At 66.9% G+C, this 18,618-nt stretch carries 13 protein-coding genes and 3 tRNA genes; 8 read left to right on the forward strand and 8 right to left on the reverse strand.

Annotation, left to right across the window (positions count from 1 at the left end; all coding sequences use genetic code 11):
• Positions 1 to 17 precede the first annotated feature (17 nt).
• Positions 18 to 2,477, reverse strand: a complete 2,460-nt coding sequence (gene rnr, locus AC5P7E_RS08930; protein WP_114618485.1) for a ribonuclease R — start codon at positions 2,475 to 2,477, stop codon at positions 18 to 20.
• Between the two features lie 128 nt (positions 2,478 to 2,605).
• On the opposite strand from rnr, the gene AC5P7E_RS08935 reads away from it, so the two are divergent.
• Positions 2,606 to 2,690 (forward strand) — tRNA-Leu (locus AC5P7E_RS08935).
• A gap of 205 nt (positions 2,691 to 2,895) precedes the next feature.
• Positions 2,896 to 2,980 (forward strand) — tRNA-Leu (locus AC5P7E_RS08940).
• Positions 2,981 to 3,029: 49 nt separating this feature from the next.
• Here AC5P7E_RS08940 and AC5P7E_RS08945 read toward each other — a convergent pair.
• Entirely contained in the window at positions 3,030 to 3,776 is a 747-nt protein-coding gene (locus AC5P7E_RS08945) for a sulfite exporter TauE/SafE family protein (protein ID WP_005408772.1), read from the reverse strand.
• 99 nt (positions 3,777 to 3,875) lie between these two features.
• On the opposite strand from AC5P7E_RS08945, the gene AC5P7E_RS08950 reads away from it, so the two are divergent.
• From AC5P7E_RS08950 to AC5P7E_RS08960, 3 genes are all read left to right on the forward strand, one after another.
• Positions 3,876 to 4,775 (forward strand): LysR family transcriptional regulator, encoded by a 900-nt coding sequence (locus tag AC5P7E_RS08950; RefSeq protein WP_114618486.1) that lies wholly within the window; start codon positions 3,876 to 3,878, stop codon positions 4,773 to 4,775.
• Positions 4,776 to 4,825: 50 nt separating this feature from the next.
• Positions 4,826 to 4,910 (forward strand) — tRNA-Leu (locus AC5P7E_RS08955).
• 324 nt (positions 4,911 to 5,234) lie between these two features.
• Positions 5,235 to 5,513 (forward strand): hypothetical protein, encoded by a 279-nt coding sequence (locus tag AC5P7E_RS08960; protein WP_111173804.1) that lies wholly within the window; start codon positions 5,235 to 5,237, stop codon positions 5,511 to 5,513.
• 111 nt (positions 5,514 to 5,624) lie between these two features.
• On the opposite strand, the gene emrB is transcribed toward AC5P7E_RS08960, so the two are convergent.
• The 4 genes from emrB to emrR are packed head-to-tail and all read right to left on the reverse strand — an operon-like array spanning position 5,625 to position 10,345.
• Positions 5,625 to 7,211: a multidrug efflux MFS transporter permease subunit EmrB gene (gene emrB, locus AC5P7E_RS08965; RefSeq protein WP_005408769.1), complete on the reverse strand. Its 1,587-nt coding sequence runs from the start codon at positions 7,209 to 7,211 to the stop codon at positions 5,625 to 5,627.
• A gap of 7 nt (positions 7,212 to 7,218) precedes the next feature.
• Positions 7,219 to 8,400, reverse strand: a complete 1,182-nt coding sequence (gene emrA, locus AC5P7E_RS08970; protein WP_005408768.1) for a multidrug efflux MFS transporter periplasmic adaptor subunit EmrA — start codon at positions 8,398 to 8,400, stop codon at positions 7,219 to 7,221.
• Positions 8,401 to 8,411: 11 nt separating this feature from the next.
• Entirely contained in the window at positions 8,412 to 9,905 is a 1,494-nt protein-coding gene (gene emrC / locus AC5P7E_RS08975; RefSeq protein ID WP_111173805.1) for a multidrug efflux transporter outer membrane subunit EmrC, read from the reverse strand.
• Positions 9,902 to 10,345 carry a multidrug efflux system transcriptional regulator EmrR gene (gene emrR, locus AC5P7E_RS08980; protein WP_005408766.1) on the reverse strand — a complete coding sequence of 148 codons (444 nt, stop codon included), beginning with the start codon at positions 10,343 to 10,345 and terminating at the stop codon, positions 9,902 to 9,904. Before emrR ends, emrC begins: the two co-directional genes overlap by 4 nt.
• Positions 10,346 to 10,517: 172 nt before the next feature.
• On the opposite strand from emrR, the gene AC5P7E_RS08985 reads away from it, so the two are divergent.
• Together AC5P7E_RS08985 and parC are read left to right on the forward strand one after the other, a co-directional pair.
• Positions 10,518 to 11,399, forward strand: a complete 882-nt coding sequence (locus tag AC5P7E_RS08985; RefSeq protein WP_005408765.1) for a helix-turn-helix domain-containing protein — start codon at positions 10,518 to 10,520, stop codon at positions 11,397 to 11,399.
• Positions 11,400 to 11,458: 59 nt separating this feature from the next.
• On the forward strand, positions 11,459 to 13,702 hold the full coding sequence (parC, locus tag AC5P7E_RS08990) for a DNA topoisomerase IV subunit A (RefSeq protein ID WP_495222836.1): 2,244 nt from the start codon (positions 11,459 to 11,461) through the stop codon (positions 13,700 to 13,702).
• A 463-nt stretch (positions 13,703 to 14,165) separates the two neighbouring features.
• Here the strand turns inward: parC and bfr are convergent, their stop codons facing one another.
• Entirely contained in the window at positions 14,166 to 14,654 is a 489-nt protein-coding gene (gene bfr, locus AC5P7E_RS08995; protein WP_005408763.1) for a bacterioferritin, read from the reverse strand.
• A 123-nt stretch (positions 14,655 to 14,777) separates the two neighbouring features.
• On the opposite strand from bfr, the gene AC5P7E_RS09000 reads away from it, so the two are divergent.
• Positions 14,778 to 17,105, forward strand: coding sequence for a penicillin acylase family protein (locus AC5P7E_RS09000; protein WP_111173806.1), 2,328 nt, complete (start codon positions 14,778 to 14,780; stop codon positions 17,103 to 17,105).
• Between the two features lie 82 nt (positions 17,106 to 17,187).
• Here the strand turns inward: AC5P7E_RS09000 and AC5P7E_RS09005 are convergent, their stop codons facing one another.
• Positions 17,188 to 18,576, reverse strand: a complete 1,389-nt coding sequence (locus AC5P7E_RS09005; RefSeq protein WP_043034867.1) for a cation:proton antiporter domain-containing protein — start codon at positions 18,574 to 18,576, stop codon at positions 17,188 to 17,190.
• Between the last annotated feature and the right edge of the window lie 42 nt (positions 18,577 to 18,618).

Here is an 18,618-nt window from a genome sequence, read left to right on the forward strand (position 1 = left end):
CGGCACTACCACGGTCATCAGTATTTCTCTTTCTTCCGCTTGGCCGGCTTGCCACGCTCGGGCAGCGGCGGCAGGCCATCGCCTTCGTCCTCGCCCTTGTGCTCGACCAGGCGGAAGTCGATCTTGCGCTCTTCCATGCTGGCCTTCAGCACCAGGATCCGCACGCGGTCACCCAGACGGTAGCTGCTGCCGCGGCGCTCGCCGGTCAGCGTCTTGCGCGTGGCGTCGAACTTGTAATAGTCCTGCGGCAGCTGGGTCACGTGCACCAGGCCCTGCACCTTCGACTCGTCCAGTTCCACGAACAGGCCGAAGCTGGTCACGCCGCTGATCACGCCATCGAACTGGCCACCCACGTGCTTTTCCATCCACGCCGCGCGGTAACGTTCGTCGACCTCGCGCTCGGCTTCATCGGCACGGCGCTCGCGCTCGGAGCACTGCAGCGCCAGCGCGGCCATTTCGCGCGCGTTGTAGGTGAACTTGTCCAGCGGCTTGCCGGACAGCGCGTGCTTGATCGCGCGGTGCACCAGCAGGTCGGGGTAACGGCGGATCGGCGAGGTGAAGTGCGCGTACGCCTCCAGCGCCAGGCCGAAGTGACCGTGGTTTTCCGGGCTGTAGATCGCCAGGCTCTGGCTGCGCAGCAGCACCGATTCCAGCAGCGTGGCATCGGGGCGGTCGCGGATCTTCTTCAGCAGCTTGGTGTAATCGCCCGGGCGCACCTTCGACCATGGCGGCAGGCTCAGCTTGAACTCCTTGAGGAATTCCAGCAGGTCGGCGTACTTGGTTTCCGGCGGCTTTTCGTGGATGCGGTACGGGGCCGGCACATGGCGCGACAGCAGGTACTTCGCCGCCTCCACATTGGCCGCGATCATGCATTCCTCGATCAGCTTGTGCGCGTCATTGCGCACCAGCATGCCGGCCTGGGTCACTTCACCTCGGTTGTCCAGCACGAAGCGCACTTCGCTGCTTTCGAACTCGATGGCGCCACGCTTGGCACGCGCCTTGGACAGGACCTTGTACAGCTGGTGCAGGCGCTGCACCTGCGGCAGCAGGTCGCCCATCCAGGCTTTGGTATCGGCATCGTCCTCACCCACCGCCTTCCACACCTGGGTGTAGGTCAGGCGCGCATGCGAGTTCATCACCGCTTCGTAGAAGCGCGAATGCGTGACCAGGCCGTCGCGGTCGATCTGCATGTCGCAGACGAAGCACATGCGGTCGACCTTCGGCATCAGCGAACAGATGCCGTTGGAGAGCGTCTCCGGCAGCATCGGCACTACGAAGCCCGGGAAGTACACCGAGGTGGCACGCTTCTGCGCCTCTTCGTCCAGTGGCGTGCCGGGCCGGACGTAGTTGGAGACATCGGCAATCGCCACCACCAGCCGGAAGCCATCGGCGTTCGGCTCGCAGTACACCGCGTCGTCGAAGTCCTTGGCATCTTCACCGTCGATGGTGACCAGCGGCATGCTGCGCAGGTCCACGCGGTCGCCGATCATCGCCGGCTCGACCACCAGCGGCACCGAGGCGGCTTCGTCCAGCACTTCCTGCGGGAACTCGAACGGCAGTTCATGGCCGTGGATGGCGGTCTCCACCACCAGCGAGGCGGTCAGCTTGTCGCCGAGCACGGCGATGATGCGGCCGATCGGCGGGCGACGGCTGTCCGGCGCCTGGGTCAGTTCGCAGACCACCAGCTGGCCGTCGCGCGCACCACCGGTCTGGTCCGGCGGCACCTGCACGTTGCGCTGCACGCGCTTGTCGTCGGGCACCACATAGTTGATGCCCATCTCGATGCTGAAGCGACCGATCAGGCGGGTCATGCCGCGCTCCAGCACGCGGGCGATGCTGCCTTCGCGGCGGCCACGGTGGTCGATGCCGGTCACGCGGGCCAGCACCTTGTCGCCGTGCATGACCTTGCGCATTTCATACGGCGGCAGGAACAGGTCGTCGCCGCCCTCGACCGGGCGCAGGAAGCCGAACCCCTCCGGGTTGGCGATCACCACGCCGGTGACCAGGTTCAGGGCCTGGATAGGGGCGAAGCCGCCGCGGCGGTTCTGCACCAGCTGGCCGTCGCGGACCATGGCGCCGAGCCGGCGCGACAGTGCTTCGGCACGGTCCGGGGCGGTCAGGCCCAGGCGTGCGCCCAGTTCCTCTGCCGTCTGCGGCCCTTCGCAACGCTCCAGCAGGGCCAGGATGGCTTCGCGGCTGGCGATGGGCTGTTCGTACTTCTCTGCTTCGCGGGCGGCATAGGGATCGTCGATCACCTTGCCGGTCGGCGGCAACTTGCGGCCCGGGGCCGGGCCCGGTGCGTCGCTGCTGCGGACCTTGCGGCCACGCGGCGGTGCGCCGCCTTCATTCAATTCAGGGAACCAGCCCGGCAACGGCTTGCCCGGCTTGGTGGCGCGGGCCGTGCCCGCCTTGGCGCCCTTCTTCGGGGCCTGGCCGCGGGAGGTGCTCCCGCCCTTGCTTGGTTTTTTGGTAGTCATCGCCCTACATGGTAGCCGTTGACGGCGTGCAGAACGGGTCAGTGGCCGTCCTGAAGGCCTTGCGTGAAAAATATTCAGGAAGTCGTTGACAGCCTGCGGATTCATCTTCACAATTGCGCCTCTGGAACGCCCAGGTGGCGGAATTGGTAGACGCACTAGTTTCAGGTACTAGCGGGTAAAACCGTGGAGGTTCGAGTCCTCTCCTGGGCACCAACGAAAAAACTCCTCGCTTCGGCGGGGATTTTTTTTGCCTGCAATCCAGCAACGGGGCCGAATTCCTTTCCGAAGGAAAGCGCTCCGACCCCAAGCGAGTGAGATGGGGTCAGAGCCCGCTCCGCAGGCGAAACGACGTCCGACACCGGATCCAGAAAAAGTGTTGACACCCCCGTAACAACACCCCATAATCTCGCTCCTCGACGCCCAGGTGGCGGAATTGGTAGACGCACTAGTTTCAGGTACTAGCGGGTAAAACCGTGGAGGTTCGAGTCCTCTCCTGGGCACCACGTCGAGAATGAGAAAAACCCGCGAGAGCGGGTTTTTTCATGCCCGGCATCAGAGCAGCGGCCGCAGCACCAGTTCCAGCCCGAGCAGCAGCAGGAAACCCAGGAAGCAGCCCCGGAACACCCGCGCACTGATGCGCTGCCGGATCACCTGCCCCAGCCACATGCCCAGCAATGCCGGCAGCACCGCCAGCGCACTCAGCCCCAGCTGCTGGATGCCGAATGCGCCATGCAGCACCAGGCCGGCGGTCAGCGAAATCGTTGACACCGTGAACGCCAGCCCCAACGCCTGCACCAGCTCCTCGCGCTGCAACCCCAGCGACTGCAGGTACGGCACCGCCGGCATCACGAACACGCCGGTGGCGCCGGTCACCACGCCCGACAACGCCCCCACCAGCGGCCCCAGCCAACGCTCGCGCCGCTGCTGCACGCGGAACACCGGCGCAAGCAACGCATAGGCGGCATAGACCACCAATGCCACGCCCAGCGCAACGCGCGACCAAGTGCGATCGACCCGCACCAGCAGCGCCGCCGAGCCCAGCGTCACCACCACCACGGCCAGCATCATCGGCCACAGGCGCCGCACGATGCGGTCCAGTGACGGCCCGGACAACAGCTGCCACGCATTAGTGACGAAAGTGGGAATGAACAGCATCGACGCCGCCGCCACCGGCGACAGCGTGCTGCCCAGCAGCCCCATCGCCACCGTCGGCAACCCCATCCCAGTCACACCCTTGACCACACCGGCCAGCACGAACACCACCACCAGCAGCACGTAGAAGTACATCGATTCATTCATGCCTTCATTGGATCGGCGGGCCGCTCGGCGCACAATGCGGTGTTTCCGGACTTGCCTTCGACTGATCCGAAGGCGCAGCCGTTGCGATGAGGGCATCACATGCGGATGGATATCGCCGACCTGCGCCTGTTCCTGGCGATTGCCGAGGCGGGCAGCATCACGGCCGGCGCAGCGCAGGCAAACCTGGCACTGGCGTCGGCCAGCGAACGCCTGCGCACGATCGAAGCCGATGCCGGCACCGCGTTGGTGAACCGGCACCCCCGCGGCGTCAGCCTGACCGAAGCCGGCGCCGCCCTCGCCCACCATGCACGATTGATCCTGCAGCAGCAGGCGCAGCTGCGCGGTGAACTGCAGGCGTTCGCGCACGGCGCGCGCGGCACACTGCATCTGTATGCCAACACCGCAGCACTGACCAACTACCTGCCTTCGCGGCTGGCACCGTGGCTGGCCGAACGCCCGCGCCTACACGTGGAACTGCTGGAGCGCACCAGCCCCGAAGTCGTGCGTGCGATCAACGCTGGCCAGGCCGAAGCCGGCATCATCAGTGATGCGGTCGACGCTGCCGGCCTGCAGCAGCACGTGGTCGCCGAAGATCCACTGGTGATGCTGCTGCCTGCGGAACACCGCTTCGCATCGCGGCGCAGCGTAGCCTTCGCCGATGTTGCCGGCGAGACCTTCGTCGCGCTGACCGACGGCAATGCACTGCAGGCCTACATCGAAGACCAGGCACGCGACATCGGGCGACGCCTGGACGTGCGCATCCGCATGAAGACGTTCGAAGGCGTGTGCATCATGGTCGGCCACGGCATTGGTGTCGGCATCGTGCCGCGTACCATCGCCCGCCAGCATCGACGCAATACCCGTACTGTCGCGGTTCCGCTTGCAGATGCGTGGGCACAGCGCCGCCTGTGCGCCTGTTTCGCCGAATGGGCGCAGCTGTCACCGGCGATGCGCAGCCTGCTGCTTCACCTGGGCGTGCAGCCGCAGAAAAATGTGTGAAATGTTGTTGACACACTCTCTGCCGTCCCGCACAATTCATCTCCTGAGTCGCCCAGGTGGCGGAATTGGTAGACGCACTAGTTTCAGGTACTAGCGGGTAAAACCGTGGAGGTTCGAGTCCTCTCCTGGGCACCACGACTCAAGATGATCAAACCCGCGAAAGCGGGTTTTTTCGTTTCCGGGGTTTGGCGATCCTGGCATCGCAACCGCCACTCGGACTGTCGTATCTCGCACCGCCCGGGCGTCGTCTGCGGGTGCATACCTCCTCCGGGCGCGTCGTCACCAGACCTTGAACGGCCCCCTTTTGGGGCGCATTTCACGTTCCCCATTCAATTCGTACTTTTCCTAGTCGAGATCCACCCGATTCCTTTTCGGTGGGAGGCAGATTTGCGGGAGCCGGTTGCAGGTGTATCGCCACGACCTGACCAGCGCCCCTCCTCTCCCCAAAAGGACGCACCAATGCAGCGCAGCATCATCTGCCCACACTGCCATACCGGCTCGAACCACGGCGTAAGCGTATGCGTGGGATGCCAGGCCGAGGTCCACTACGGCGCATCAAAGGAGGCCGTAATGCTCGTCTTTGTCGCCGCCATCATCTGCGGCGCCCTGGTCGGCAGCCGATTGCAGGCCACTGCCGGCTGGCTCACGTGTGGCGCCGTACTTGTGGCGGGCATGTGGGCCATTTCCCGATTGTTCCGTGATCGGTTGGTGTTCAAGCGCGTCTATCGCACGCGCTGAACCTGCGCCGCTGCACCAGCCCGATGGCAATGCCCGTGCGACCAGCGTCACCCCAACAAAAACCCCGCCTCGCGGCGGGGTCAAAGTACAGCACGGTGTTTCCAGGGAGTTTCAGTGTCCACCACCGGCGGCCGCACCTGCGCCTGCGCCGAATGGCGGCTTGGCCAGCCACAGGAACGTAATGATCGCCAGGAAGATCCAGCCCAGCAGGAAGAAGATGTCGTTGAAGCCCATCTGCGATGCCTGGTGGTTGATCATGTTGTTCAGTACCGCTGCGCCGTGCTGCAGGTCGCCCTGCCCCATCGCGGTGACCTGGTCCTGCATGCCCGGCTGATAGGCCGAGATATGCTCGGTCAGGTCGGCATGGTGCACCTGGGTGCGCCGCGCCCACAGCCACGTCGTCAGCGACGCCGCGAAACTGCCACCCAGCGTACGCAGGAACGTGGCCAGGCCGGAGCCCGCCGCGATCTCGCGTCCATCCAGGTCCGACAGCAGGATCTGCAGCACCGGCATGAAGAACAGCGCGACGCCGATGCCCATGATCAGCTGTACGCCGGCCACGTGCATGTAGTCCACCTGCAGGTTGAAGTTCGATCGCAGGAAGCTGGTCATCGACAACACGATGAACGCGACCGTGGCCAGCATGCGCATATCGAAGCGCGACGCATACTTGCCCACGAACGGGGTCATGATCACCGGCAGGATGCCGATCGGTGCCGTCGCCAGGCCCGCCCAGATCGCGGTGTAGCCCATGTCACGCTGCAGCCACTGCGGGATCAGCAGCGCCACGCTGAAGAACGCCGCGTAGGCCACCACCATCGCCAGCGTACCGGCGCGGAAGTTGCGGTGCCGGAACAGCTTCAGGTCAACGATCGGATCCTTGTCGGTCAGCTCCCAGATCAGGAACACCGTCAGCGTCACCACCGCTACGCAGGCCAGCACCACGATCTTCATCGACGAGAACCAGTCCTCGTCGTTGCCCAGGTCGAGGACCAGCTGAAGCGCACCGACGCCGATCACCAAGGTGACCAGGCCGACGTAGTCCATCTTCGGCTTCTCGATCTGCTCCGGTCGCCCCTTCAGCTGGTTGCCGACCACCAGCGCAGCGAAGATGCCCAGCGGCACGTTGATCAGGAAGATCCACTCCCAGCTGTAGTTGTCGGTGATCCAGCCACCAAGGATCGGGCCACAGATCGGCGCAACCACCGTGATCATCGCCAGCAGTGCCAATGCCTGCCCGCGTTTCTCGCGCGGATAGATCGAGACCAGCAGCGACTGCGTGATCGGGTACATCGGGCCGGCAACGAACCCCTGCAGCGCACGCGACAGCACCAGCATGCCCATGCTCTGCGCCAGGCCGCACAGCAGCGAGGTGATGACGAAGGCCAGCGTGGCCCAGACGAACAGCTTGCGTTCGCCGAAGCGGCGGCTGAGCCAGCCGGTCAGCGGCAGCGCGATGGCCGTGCTGACCGCGAACGAGGTGATGACCCAGGTCGCCTGCTGCGAACTGGCGCCGAGATTGCCGGCGATGGTCGGCAGCGAGACGTTGGCGATGGTGGTGTCGAGCACCTGCATGAACGAGGCCATCGCCAGGCCCACGGTGCACAGTGCGACGCTGGGCGGCAGGAACCCGGAGGCCGCACCCGGCGCCGCCGGTGCGCCCGGAGCGCCGGGCGCGGCTGGAGCTTGTGCGGACATGGCGACCTCAGCCCACCTTCGCCTGCTGCTGCGGCAGGTTGCCCTGGATGATCGTGTGGATCACCTCGTCGGCATCATGCAGCTGCTTGGCATACACGTCGGTGTCGAACACCGTGCCCTTGGCCGGAGTGCTCGGCAGCACTTCACCCTTCTGGTCGCGCAGGCTCACTTCAGCCTTCATCGACAGGCCGATGCGCAGCGGGTGTTCGGCCAGCTGCTTGGCATCGATGGCGATGCGCACCGGCACGCGCTGCACGATCTTGATCCAGTTGCCGCTGGCGTTCTGCGCCGGCAGCAGCGAGAACGCGGAGCCGGTGCCCAGGCCAAGGCTCTGGATGCGGCCCTTGTACTTCACGTCACCGGCGTACAGGTCCGACTTCAGTTCCACTTCCTGGCCCAGGCGCATGTGGCGCAGCTGGGTTTCCTTGAAGTTGGCCTCGACCCACATCTGCTCGGTCGGCACCACGGCCATCAGGGCATTGCCCGGCTGCACGCGCTGGCCGACCTGCACCGAACGCCGGGCGACGTAGCCGGTGACCGGCGCGACGATGCCGGCGCGGGCGTTGTTGAGGAAGGCCTGGCGCAGCTGCGCGGCAGCCGCCTGCACGTCCGGCTGGGTGGCGATCACGGTGTCGTCGACCAGCGCGCGGTTGCGCTCGACGGTCTCGCGCGAGCCGGCCACGGCCGCTTCGGCGGCAGCCAGCTCGTCACGGGCGTGGGCCAGTTCTTCGTTGGAAATGGCGCCGGTGGCGGCCAGGTCCTTGCGGCGGGCGAAGTCTTCGCGCACGCGCTTCAGGGTCACCTGGCGGGCGTTCAAGTCCGCTTGGGCGCCTTCCACGCTGCGGTACAGACCGCGGGTCTGGCGCACCGTCTTGGCCAGGTTGGCTTCGGCCTGCTGCAGTGCCACCGCGGTGTCGGACGGGTCCAGCTGCACCAGCAGCTGGCCGCGCTCCACGCGCATGCCGTCATCGGCGTTGATGGCGACCACGGTACCGGCCACCAGCGGGGTGATCTGCACCTGGTTGCCCTGCACGTAGGCATCGTCGGTCTCTTCGAACCAACGGCCGAACATGAAGTACCACAGCGCCAGTGCGGCAAGCAGCAGCACGACGATCACGAACAGGCCGCGCAGCAGGTTGCCGCGGCGGTTGGGGGCGGCCGGGGCCGCGGTGTCTTGGGTCTGGCTCATGGCGGACGTCTTCAGGAATGCGAGGAATCGGAATGGGAGGCGATCGGTGCGCGGTCGGCGTCAGCGGGCTGGAAACCACCGCCCAGCGCCTTGCTCAGGCGCACCGAGGACTGCACCTGCTGCGACTGCAGGCCGGCCAGCTGCTGCTGCGACTGCAGCAGGGTGGACTGCGCGGTCAGCACGTCCAGGTAGCTGCCGATGCCGGCGCGGTAACGCTGCTGGGCCAGGTCGAAGGCCGAGCGTGCGGTATCCACCGCCTGCTGCTGCGAGTGCGCCTGCTGCGCCAGCGAGCGCACCGCGTTGACCTGGTCGGCGACGTCGCGCAGTGCGTCGAGCACGGCCTGGTTGTAGTTGGCCACCGCCAGGTCGTACTGCGCATCGGTGTTGGCGAGGTTGGCGCGCAGCTTGCCGCCTTCGAAGATCGGCAGGCTCAGCGCCGGGCCGATGTAGGCGAAGGTGGAGCTGCTCTTCAGCAGGTCGCCCACGTTCGGGGCGACCACGCCGGCCAGCGCGGTCAGGTTGAAGCTCGGGTAGAACCTGGTCTTGGCAACCTTGATCTGCTTGTCGGCCGCTTCAACGCGCCAGCGTGCGGCAACGATGTCGGGGCGACGGCCCAGCAGTTCGCTGGGCAGCACGCCCGGCAGCTGCAGCGCCACCGGGTTCAGCGGCTGCGGGCGCTGGATCGACAGGCCACGGTCCGGGCCCTTGCCGACCAGCGCGGCCAGTGCGGTGCGGGCCGCGTCGATCCGCTGCTGTGCGGCCTGCACCTGCTGCTGCGCGGCCGGTACGCGGGCCTCGGCCTGGCGCACCTGCAGATCGCTGTCGATGCCGGCGCGGCGGCGCTGGCGGGTCAGTTCCAGCGACTTCTGCGAACGGGCCAGCTCTTCCTCGGCCACATCGTTGAGCTGCCAGGCGTAGGCCAGGTCGGCATAGGCCTGGGTGATGCCGGTGGACAGGTTCAGGCGTGCGGCCTGGGCCTCGACGGTGGCCGCATGCGCGCCGTCCACGGCCGCTTCCCAAGCGGCGCGCTTGCCGCCCCACAGGTCCACGCCATAGCTGAAGTCGAAGGCGACCTGGCTGCTGCCGGCGTAATGGCCACCGATCTCGCTGCCTGCCATCGACTCAGGCAGGCGCAGCCCGGTATATCCACCGGACACCGACAGGCTGGGCAGCTCATCGGCACGTGCGGTGCCGACCTGGGCCTGGGCCTGGCGCAGGCGCGCGTCGGCGGCGTCCAGGCTCGGGTGGCCGGCCAGGCCCTCGGCGACCAGCGCGTCCAGCTGCGCATCGCCCAGCGCCTTCCACCAGTCCTGCGCCGGGAAGCCGGTGGCGCTGAGGTCGGTGTCGGCCAGGGTGCGTTCGCTGTGCAGGCTGTCCACGTCAAGCACGTGGCCCTGCGGGTTGAGGCCACGACTGCTGGCGCAGGCGGCCAGGGCCAGGGCCAGCGCTGACACCAGCAGCGCGCGCCCGGACCGGAGGAGAGTGGAATGCGGGATCGGGTTCATGGGGTCGTCAGGGAATCGCGGATTCGGGTAAGGAGGGACAGCAGCAGCGTGCGCTCGTCGGCGGAAAGATCACGCAGGGCGTAATCCATCACCGCGTCGCCACGCAGCTTCAACCGCGCCCACAATGCGCGGCCTTCATCGGTCAGCACGATCTGCAGCGCACGCCGGTCCTGCGCATGCGGTTCGCGGCGGACGCAGCCCAGTGCCTCGAGCTTGTCCAGCAGGCGGGTGACTGCGCTGGGTACCTGGTCGATGGCCTGGGCCAGTTCGTTGGCCGTGCACGGGGCCATGTGCGAGAGCACCTTCAACCCGATGTAGTGGGTGAAGCCGATACCCAGGTCTTCTTCAGCCATGGACGCGTCGAGTTGCCGGACCAGGCCGTCGCGCACCTGGCGCAGCAGCAGGCCGAAACTGGGGGGAGTGGTTGCAGGACAGATCATGGGGGAGCATTCTCTTCCAAAAAAAATATTTCTCAATGGAAATATTCGATCTGGCATCGAATGCTGTGTTGCAGCAGTGGGCTGGATCAATGAAGGCGCCTACCTTAATGATCTGGTCAGGTGGCCCGGTAGTACAATTCAGCCAATGGATGACACATTTCAGCCAGCGGACATGATGAACAAGGCAGAAATTCCCGCTCCCAAGCGCCTGCTCAGGGACGACGCACTGGATTGGTTCGAGCGCAACGATGGCCCACCGGTGGTCGCTTTCCGCTTCGACAGCCCGCAGGGGCTGGTCCGGGAAGTGGACTGGCACCACCATCAGCGCGCCCAGCTGATCTGTGTCGAGCGTGGCCTGCTGACCACCCGCACCTCGCACGGGACGTGGTCGCTGGCGCCGGGCTCGGCCGGCTGGATGCCGCCGCTGGAGCCGCATACGGTGACCCTGGATGGTCCGCTGCGCGGTTGGGGCATGGCACTGGCCGCGCCGGCCTGCGCCACCCTGCCCGCCGATCCCTGCGTACTGGGCCTGTCCAAGCTGGCGCAGGCGCTGGCCGACCGCATCTGCGAATGGCCGCTGGGCTATGACACCACGCCCGAGCGCCAGCACATCATCGAGGTGCTGCTGGACGAGATCCGCACCGCGCCGCGCCAGCGCATGCACCTGCCGATGCCGCACGACCGGCGCCTGCTGAAGATCGCCTCGCAGCTGCTGGCCGACCCGTCCGACGAGCGCAGCCTGGCCGAATGGGCGCATTGGGCCGGCCTGTCGCCGCGCAGCCTGACCCGTCACTTCCGCGACGAGACCACGCTCAGCTTCGCCCAGTGGCGGCAACAGGCCCGCCTGTCCGAAGCCCTGCGCCAGCTGACCGATGGCCGCAGCGTGGCCGACATCGCCCATGCACTGGGCTTCAGCAGCGCCAGTGCCTTCGTCACCGTGTTCCGCCGCCACTTCGGGCTGCCACCGGGGCGCTATCTGGCGCGGGCCGGGCATGGCCTCGAAACCGGGCTGGACCCTGCACGTGGCTTGGCATCCCCCGCCGCATCCGGATAATCACAGGATTGCGAGCGGCGACCGCCGTCGCCGCCTCCCGACATAGGTAACAACGCCGCATGACCGAACTTGCCCGCCCCGTGTTCCACGGATTCGAACAACTGCCGCTGCGCGAGTACGCCGAACGCGCCTACCTCGACTACTCGATGTACGTGGTCCTGGACCGCGCCCTGCCGTTCATCGGCGACGGCCTGAAGCCGGTGCAGCGCCGCATCATCTATTCGATGAGCGAGCTGGGCCTGAATGCCGCGTCCAAGCCGAAGAAGTCCGCGCGCACCGTCGGTGACGTCATCGGTAAGTACCACCCGCACGGCGACAGCGCGTGCTACGAGGCGCTGGTGCTGATGGCGCAGCCGTTCTCGTACCGCTACCCGCTGATCGAGGGCCAGGGCAACTTCGGCTCCAGCGATGACCCGAAGTCGTTCGCGGCGATGCGTTACACCGAATCCAAGCTGACCCTGATCGCCGAAGTACTGCTGGGCGAACTGGGCCAGGGCACCACCGACTGGGCACCGAACTTCGACGGCACCCTGCAGGAACCGACCTGGATGCCAGCGCGGCTGCCGCACCTGCTGCTGAACGGCACCACCGGCATCGCCGTGGGCATGGCCACCGACGTGCCGCCGCACAATCTCAACGAGATCGTCAGCGCACTGCTGCACCTGCTGGACAACCCCGATGCGACCGTGCGCGACCTGTGCGAGCACGTGCAGGGCCCGGACTACCCGTCCAGCGCCGAGATCATCACCGCCGCCAACGATCTGCGGAACATCTACGAGACCGGCAACGGCAGCGTGCGTGCGCGTGCGACCTTCAACAAGGAAGCCAACAACATCGTGGTGACGGCGCTGCCGTTCCAGGTGTCGCCGTCGAAGGTGATCGAGCAGATCGCCGCGCAGATGCGCGCCAAGAAGCTGCCGTGGCTGGAAGACATCCGCGACGAATCCGACCACGCCAACCCGGTGCGCGTGGTGCTGGTGCCACGTTCCAACCGCGTCGACGCCGACCAGCTGATGGGCCACCTGTTCGCGACCACGGACCTGGAGCGCAGCTACCGCGTCAACCTCAACGTGATCGGGCTGGACGGCCGTCCGCAGGTGAAGAACCTGAAGATGCTGCTCAGCGAATGGCTGACCTTCCGCAGCAACACCGTCACCCGCCGCCTGCAGCACCGCCTGCAGAAGGTCGAGCGCCGCCTGCACCTGCTGGAAGGCCTGCTGGTCGCCTTCCTCAACCTGGACGAGGTGATCCACATCATCCGTACCGAGGACGAACCGAAGGCGGCGCTGATCGCGCGCTTCGGCCTGTCCGAGGAACAGGCCGAGTACATCCTGGAAACCAAGCTGAAGCAGCTGGCCCGCCTGGAAGAGATGAAGATCCGCGGCGAGCAGGACGAGCTGGCCAAGGAACGCGAGAAGATCCTCGGCATCCTCGACAGCAAGGCCAAGCTGAAGAAGCTGATCCGCGACGAACTGACGGCCGACGCCAAGAAGTTCGGCGACGCGCGCCGTTCGCCGCTGGTGCAGCGCCAGGCCGCGCAGGCCATCGACGAGACCGAGCTGGTGCCGAGCGAGCCGATGACCGTGGTGCTGTCGGAAAAGGGCTGGATCCGTGCCGCCAAGGGCCACGACGTCGATGCGTCCGCCCTCTCCTACCGCGACGGTGATGCGCTGCAGGGCGCGGTGCGTGCGCGCAGCACCCAGCAGGTCGCGTTCCTCGACAGCGAGGGCCGCGCCTACTCGACGCCGGTGCACACCCTGCCCTCCGCGCGTGGCAACGGCGAGCCGCTGACCGGCCGCTTCTCGCCGGCAGCGGGTACCAGCTTCGTGACCCTGGCCAGTGCCGAGCCGGATGCCCGCTTCGTGCTGGCCTCCAGCCATGGCTACGGCTTCGTCACCCGCTTCGAGAACCTGATCGGTCGCAACAAGGCCGGCAAGGCGATGCTGAACCTGTCGTCCGGCTCGTCGGTGCTCACCCCGTCGATGGTCGCCAACGTGGCCACCGACCGCATCGTGGCGGTGACCAGTTCCGGCAACCTGCTGGCGATCGCCGCCAACGACCTGCCGGAACTGGACAAGGGCAAGGGCAACAAGATCATCGAGATCCCGAAGGCCAAGCTCGCCACTGAACGCGTGGTCGCCATCGTGGCGATCAGCCCGGGGCAGACCCTGCAGGTGCGCAGCGGTCAGCGCACGATGGGGCTGAAGTTCAACGAGCTCGACGCCTACCTCGGCGCCCGTGCCACCCGCGGCCACCTGCTGCCGCGCGGCTGGCAGAAGGTGGAAGGGCTGTCGGTGGAATAAGGGCTGGGCCCTGCCCCTGGCGGGTGTCAACCTTGGTTGAGGTGGGTGTCAACCTTGGTTGACACGCATTACCCCGGCAAACGCCAACCTCGGTTGGCGTTTTCGATCCCAATGGGGTCAGAGCCGTTTTCGTTGAAAACGGATCCGACCCCGGACACGAAAAAGCCGGGGCATTCCCCGGCTTTTTCGTTGTCGGCTGGCGGGCGATGGAGCAGCTGGCTGGCGAAGGCTGGCTGGCGGTGCTCCGGTGCTGGCGGGCGACAGAACGCTGTGCTGCTGGTAGAGCCGACCGCTGGTCGGCTGCTCTTTTGCTCCTGGTAGAGCCGACTGTCAGTCGGCTGCTCCTTTGCTCCTGGTAGAGCCGACTGTTAGTCGGCTGCTCTGCCGAAAGGCAGCCGACTAACAGTCGGCTCTACCGGGTTGGCTCTACCGGGTCGGCTCTACCGAAAAGAGCGACGTCGGCTCAGTGCGCCGGGGCGCCGTTGCCGTCGATCTTGCTCAGCTGGTACAGCTCCAGGCCGATGCGCTTGATCAGGCCCAGCTGCTGCTCCAGCCACCAGGCGTGGTCTTCCTCGGTGTCCTTCAGCTGGGCCAGCAGGATGTCGCGGCTCACGTAGTCACCCTTCTCCTCGCACAGCTTCATGCCGGCGGCGAGATTGTTCCGAACCGCGTATTCAGTGTCGAGATCCTTCTGCAGCATCTCTTCCACGGTCTTGCCCGGCTCGGTGGCGTGGGGGCGCATGTCCGGGTCGCCGCCCAGGAACAGGATCCGGCGCAGCAGCGCATCGGCGTGCTGGGTTTCCTCTTCCATCTCGTGGTTCAGGCGTTCGTACAGCGCGAACAGGCCCTGGTCCTCGTAGCGGCGGGAATGGATGAAGTACTGGTCGCGGGCAGCAAGCTCGCCGCGCAGCAGTTCCTTCAGGCAGGCGATGACGTCCGGGTTGCCTTTCATGGGGGGCTCCTGTGAATCGATGCGGCATAGGGTGCCGCATTTCAAAATACGGTGATCTAATCGGAATCAGTCGCAGTTGCGCCTGCGGCTACAATCGGCCCACGAGTTCGGAAAGGACGTGCGATGCGACGTACATGGCGTTGGGTGCTGGGCGTGTTGGTCGCCATCGTGCTGGTCACCGCACTGGTCCTGTGGCTGCTGCTGCGCGGCAGCCTGGCCGACCTGGACGGCGAGCATGCGCTGCCGGGCCTGGCCAGGCCGGTCACCATCGAGCGCGATGCGCTGGGCGTGGTCACCATCACCGCCACCAGCCAGGCCGACGCGATGCGCGCATTGGGCCGCGTGCATGCGCAGGAACGCTATTTCGAGATGGACCTGATGCGCCGTAGCGCCGCCGGCGAACTGTCCGCACTGTTTGGCCCGAAGGCGATCGATGCCGACAAGCGCATGCGCGTGCATCGGCTGCGCGCGCGCACCGAGGCGAACATGCAGGCTGCGCTGGGCGACAACGTCGAAGCCGTGAGCGCCTATGTCGGCGGGGTCAATGAGGGCCTGGCCGGCCTCTCCGTGCGGCCATGGGCCTACCTGCTGCTGCGGCAGTCGCCGCAACCGTGGCAGGCCAGCGACAGCGTGCTGACCGGGCTGGCCATGTATGCCGACCTGCAGGACCCCGGCAACCAGACCGAGCTTGCACTGAGCCGCATCCGCGCAGTGGTGCCGCCGGCGCTGTACGCATTGATCGCCCACGACGGCACCGAATGGGATGCACCGCTGTTCGGCGAACCCACCGGCAACGCTGCCCTGCCCGATGCCAGCCAGCTGGATCTGCGCACATTGCACGCGAAACCGGGCACCGAGCAGGAAGAGGCCGATGTCATCGGCAGCAACAACTTCGCCGTGGCCGGCGCGCTCACCGCCGACGGTCGCGCGATCGTCGCCGACGACATGCATCTCGGCCTGCGCGCGCCGGGTCTGTGGTTCCGCGTGCGCCTGCGCTACCCCGACCCGCAGGCCGCGGGCGGACAGGTTGACGTCACCGGCTTCTCGCTGCCCGGCCTGCCAGCGGTGATCGTCGGCAGCAACGGCCACGTCGCCTGGGGCTTCACCAACAGTTACATAGACACCGCCGATTACCGCACTGAACCAGCCAACGCCGCAGTGACCGTGCATGAAGAGCGGATTGCGGTGGCCGGCCAGGCCGACGTGCTGTTCCCAGTGCACGAAACCGACTGGGGGCCGATCCTGCACACGCATGCCGATGGCAGCGGCGACGCGCTGCGCTGGGTCGCCCACCTGCCCGGCGCGGTGCGCCTGGACTTCGGTGACCTGGCCCGCGCCGGTGACCTGGACAGTGCCCTGCAATTCGCCGACCACGCCGGCATCCCCGCACAGAACCTGGTGGTCGGCGACCGCAGCGGACGCATCGCCTGGCGCCTGATCGGCGCCCGCCCCGACCGCGGTCCGGGCTGTGCACCGGCCGGCTTCACCGCCGCCAACAACCACGACTGCGCCCCCTGGCCGATCCGCAGCGACGCCTCGCCGGCATTGATCGATCCCCCCACCCATCGCCTGTGGACCGCCAACGGTCGCGTCCTCGACGGCGAGGCGCTGGCCACCGTCGGCAACGGCGGTTACGACCTGGGGGCTCGTGCGCGGCAGATCCGCGATCTGCTCGCCATCCAGGACCGTTTCGACGAGCACGATCTGCTGGCGATCCAGCTCGACGATCGCGCGGTGTTCCTGCAGCGCTGGTGGGCCCTGCTGCACGACGTCATCGAGCGCAGTGACGACCCTGCACTGAAGCGTTTGAAGGAAGTCAGCCATCAATGGGGCGGTCGTGCCGCGGCCAGTTCGGTCAGCTACCGGGTAGTACGTGAATTCCGCACCCAGGTGATGGAGACGTTGTCCGATGCACTGCTGGCACCGGCCAATGCGCAGCTGGGTGATGACTACCTCGACCCACGACTGGCGCAGCTGGAAGGCGTGGCCTGGCCGATGCTGCAACAGCGTCCGGCCCATCTGCTGCCACCGGCCTTCGACAGCTGGGATGCGCTGCTGATCGACGCGGCACGCCGTACCGAGAGCGAGCTGGCCAAGCAGGGACCGCTGTCCAAACGCACCTGGGGCGAACGCAACACTGCGGCGATCTGCCACCCCATCGCACAGGCGCTGCCGGGCATCGCCAAGCGCTGGCTGTGCATGCCCGCCGACCAGCTGCCCGGCGACCGTGACATGCCACGCGTGCAGACGCCGAACTTCGGTGCTTCCGAGCGCATGGTGGTCTCGCCCGGCCACGAGGCCGACGGCATCGTGCACATGCCGGGCGGCCAGAGCGGCCATCCACTGTCACCCTACTGGGGCGCCGGCCACGAGGACTGGGTGCATGGACGGCCGACGCCCTTCCTGCCCGGCAAGGCAAAGCACGTGATGACACTGGTGCCGGCGCGGTAGTGCCGGCCATTGGCCGGCATCGATGCAGGTGTGTCCAGCATCATGAGGTTGCCGGCCAGCGGCCGGCACCACCGTTCAACGCTCAAGCCCTGCGACGCTCGATCAGATTCAGCAGCGGCCCGGTCATCGCCGTGGTCACCAGCGCCATGACCACCAGCACCGCGAACAGGCGGTCGCCGAGCAGGCCCAGCTCGTAACCCAGGTTGAGCACGATCAGCTCCATCAGGCCACGGGTGTTCATCAACGCGCCCAACCGCCACGCCTCGCGCGTGGGCATGCCGGCACTGCGTGCAGCACTGAAGGTGCCCAGCAGCTTGCCGGCCGTGGCCACCACGATCACCACCCCGCACAACACGATGTCGCTGGCCTGCAGCGCATCGGCACGCATGCGCAGGCCGGTCATGGCGAAGAACAACGGCAGCAGCAGGGTCACCGCAAACGGTTCGACGCGGGCCATCAACAGGTCGCGCAGCTGCGCGTTGGACGATACCGCGACGCCCGCCGCGAAGGCACCGAACAGCGCGTGGATGCCCAGCATTTCGGTGATCAGGGCACTACCCAGCGACAGCAGCAGGATGCCGAGCAGCCAGCGCCCCTCACGGCCCGGCGCGATCTGCTGGCGGGCAAACCACGGCTTCACCAGCCCCAGCATCAGCGCCACGAAGGCGACCACGCACAGCAGGTTGAGGCTGGCCGGCAGCCATCCACTGGCCTGTGCAGCCGCCACGATCAGTGCCAGCAGGCACCATGCGGTGGCATCGCCCAATGCCGCGCAGGCGATGGCGGTCTGCCCCAGCGACGTCTGCGCGATGCCGCGGTCGGCAAGGATGCGCAGCAGCACCGGGAACGCGGTGATGCTCATCGAGATGCCGACGAAAAGTGCGAAGGCAGTGAAGCCCACGCCCTGCGGGCCGTGCTGCGGATACAGCCAGATCGCCAACGCGACGCCGAGCACGAACGGCACCGCGATGCCGGCATGGCTGACCGTGAAGGCGAAACGCCGGCGGCCGCGCAGTGCCGCCAGGTCCAGCTCGGCACCGGCCACCAGCAGGAACATCAGCACGCCCAGCTGGCTGAGCATGCCCAGCGGGCCCAGCGAACTGGCCGGGAACAGCGCACCATGCAACTGCGGCAGCAGGCTGCCGAGCACCAGCGGGCCCATCATCAGGCCGGCCGCCATCTCGCCAATCACCGCCGGCTGGCCCAGCCGCTTCAGCAATGCACCGGCGCCCTTGGCTACCAGCAACAGCACCAGCAGCTGCAGCAGGAAGAGGCCCAGCGGTGACGCCAGATGCTGCGCCCAGCTGCCTTCGGCAGCAACCGTGGCACGGGCGACCATCTCGGGCGCCGCCGGCCCGGCATACCGCGCCAGCAGCACGCCGGCCAGCAACGGCACCCCGGCCCACGCCAGATAACGCCATCCCCATTTCGTGGGCGGCGCGTTGCCGCCTGCCTGTACGTCCATGAACATTCCCCAATGCGCAGGGGGCGATCATACAAAAAGGGGACGGAG

This window comes from Stenotrophomonas sp. YJH_SMC_25, from assembly GCF_059369595.1.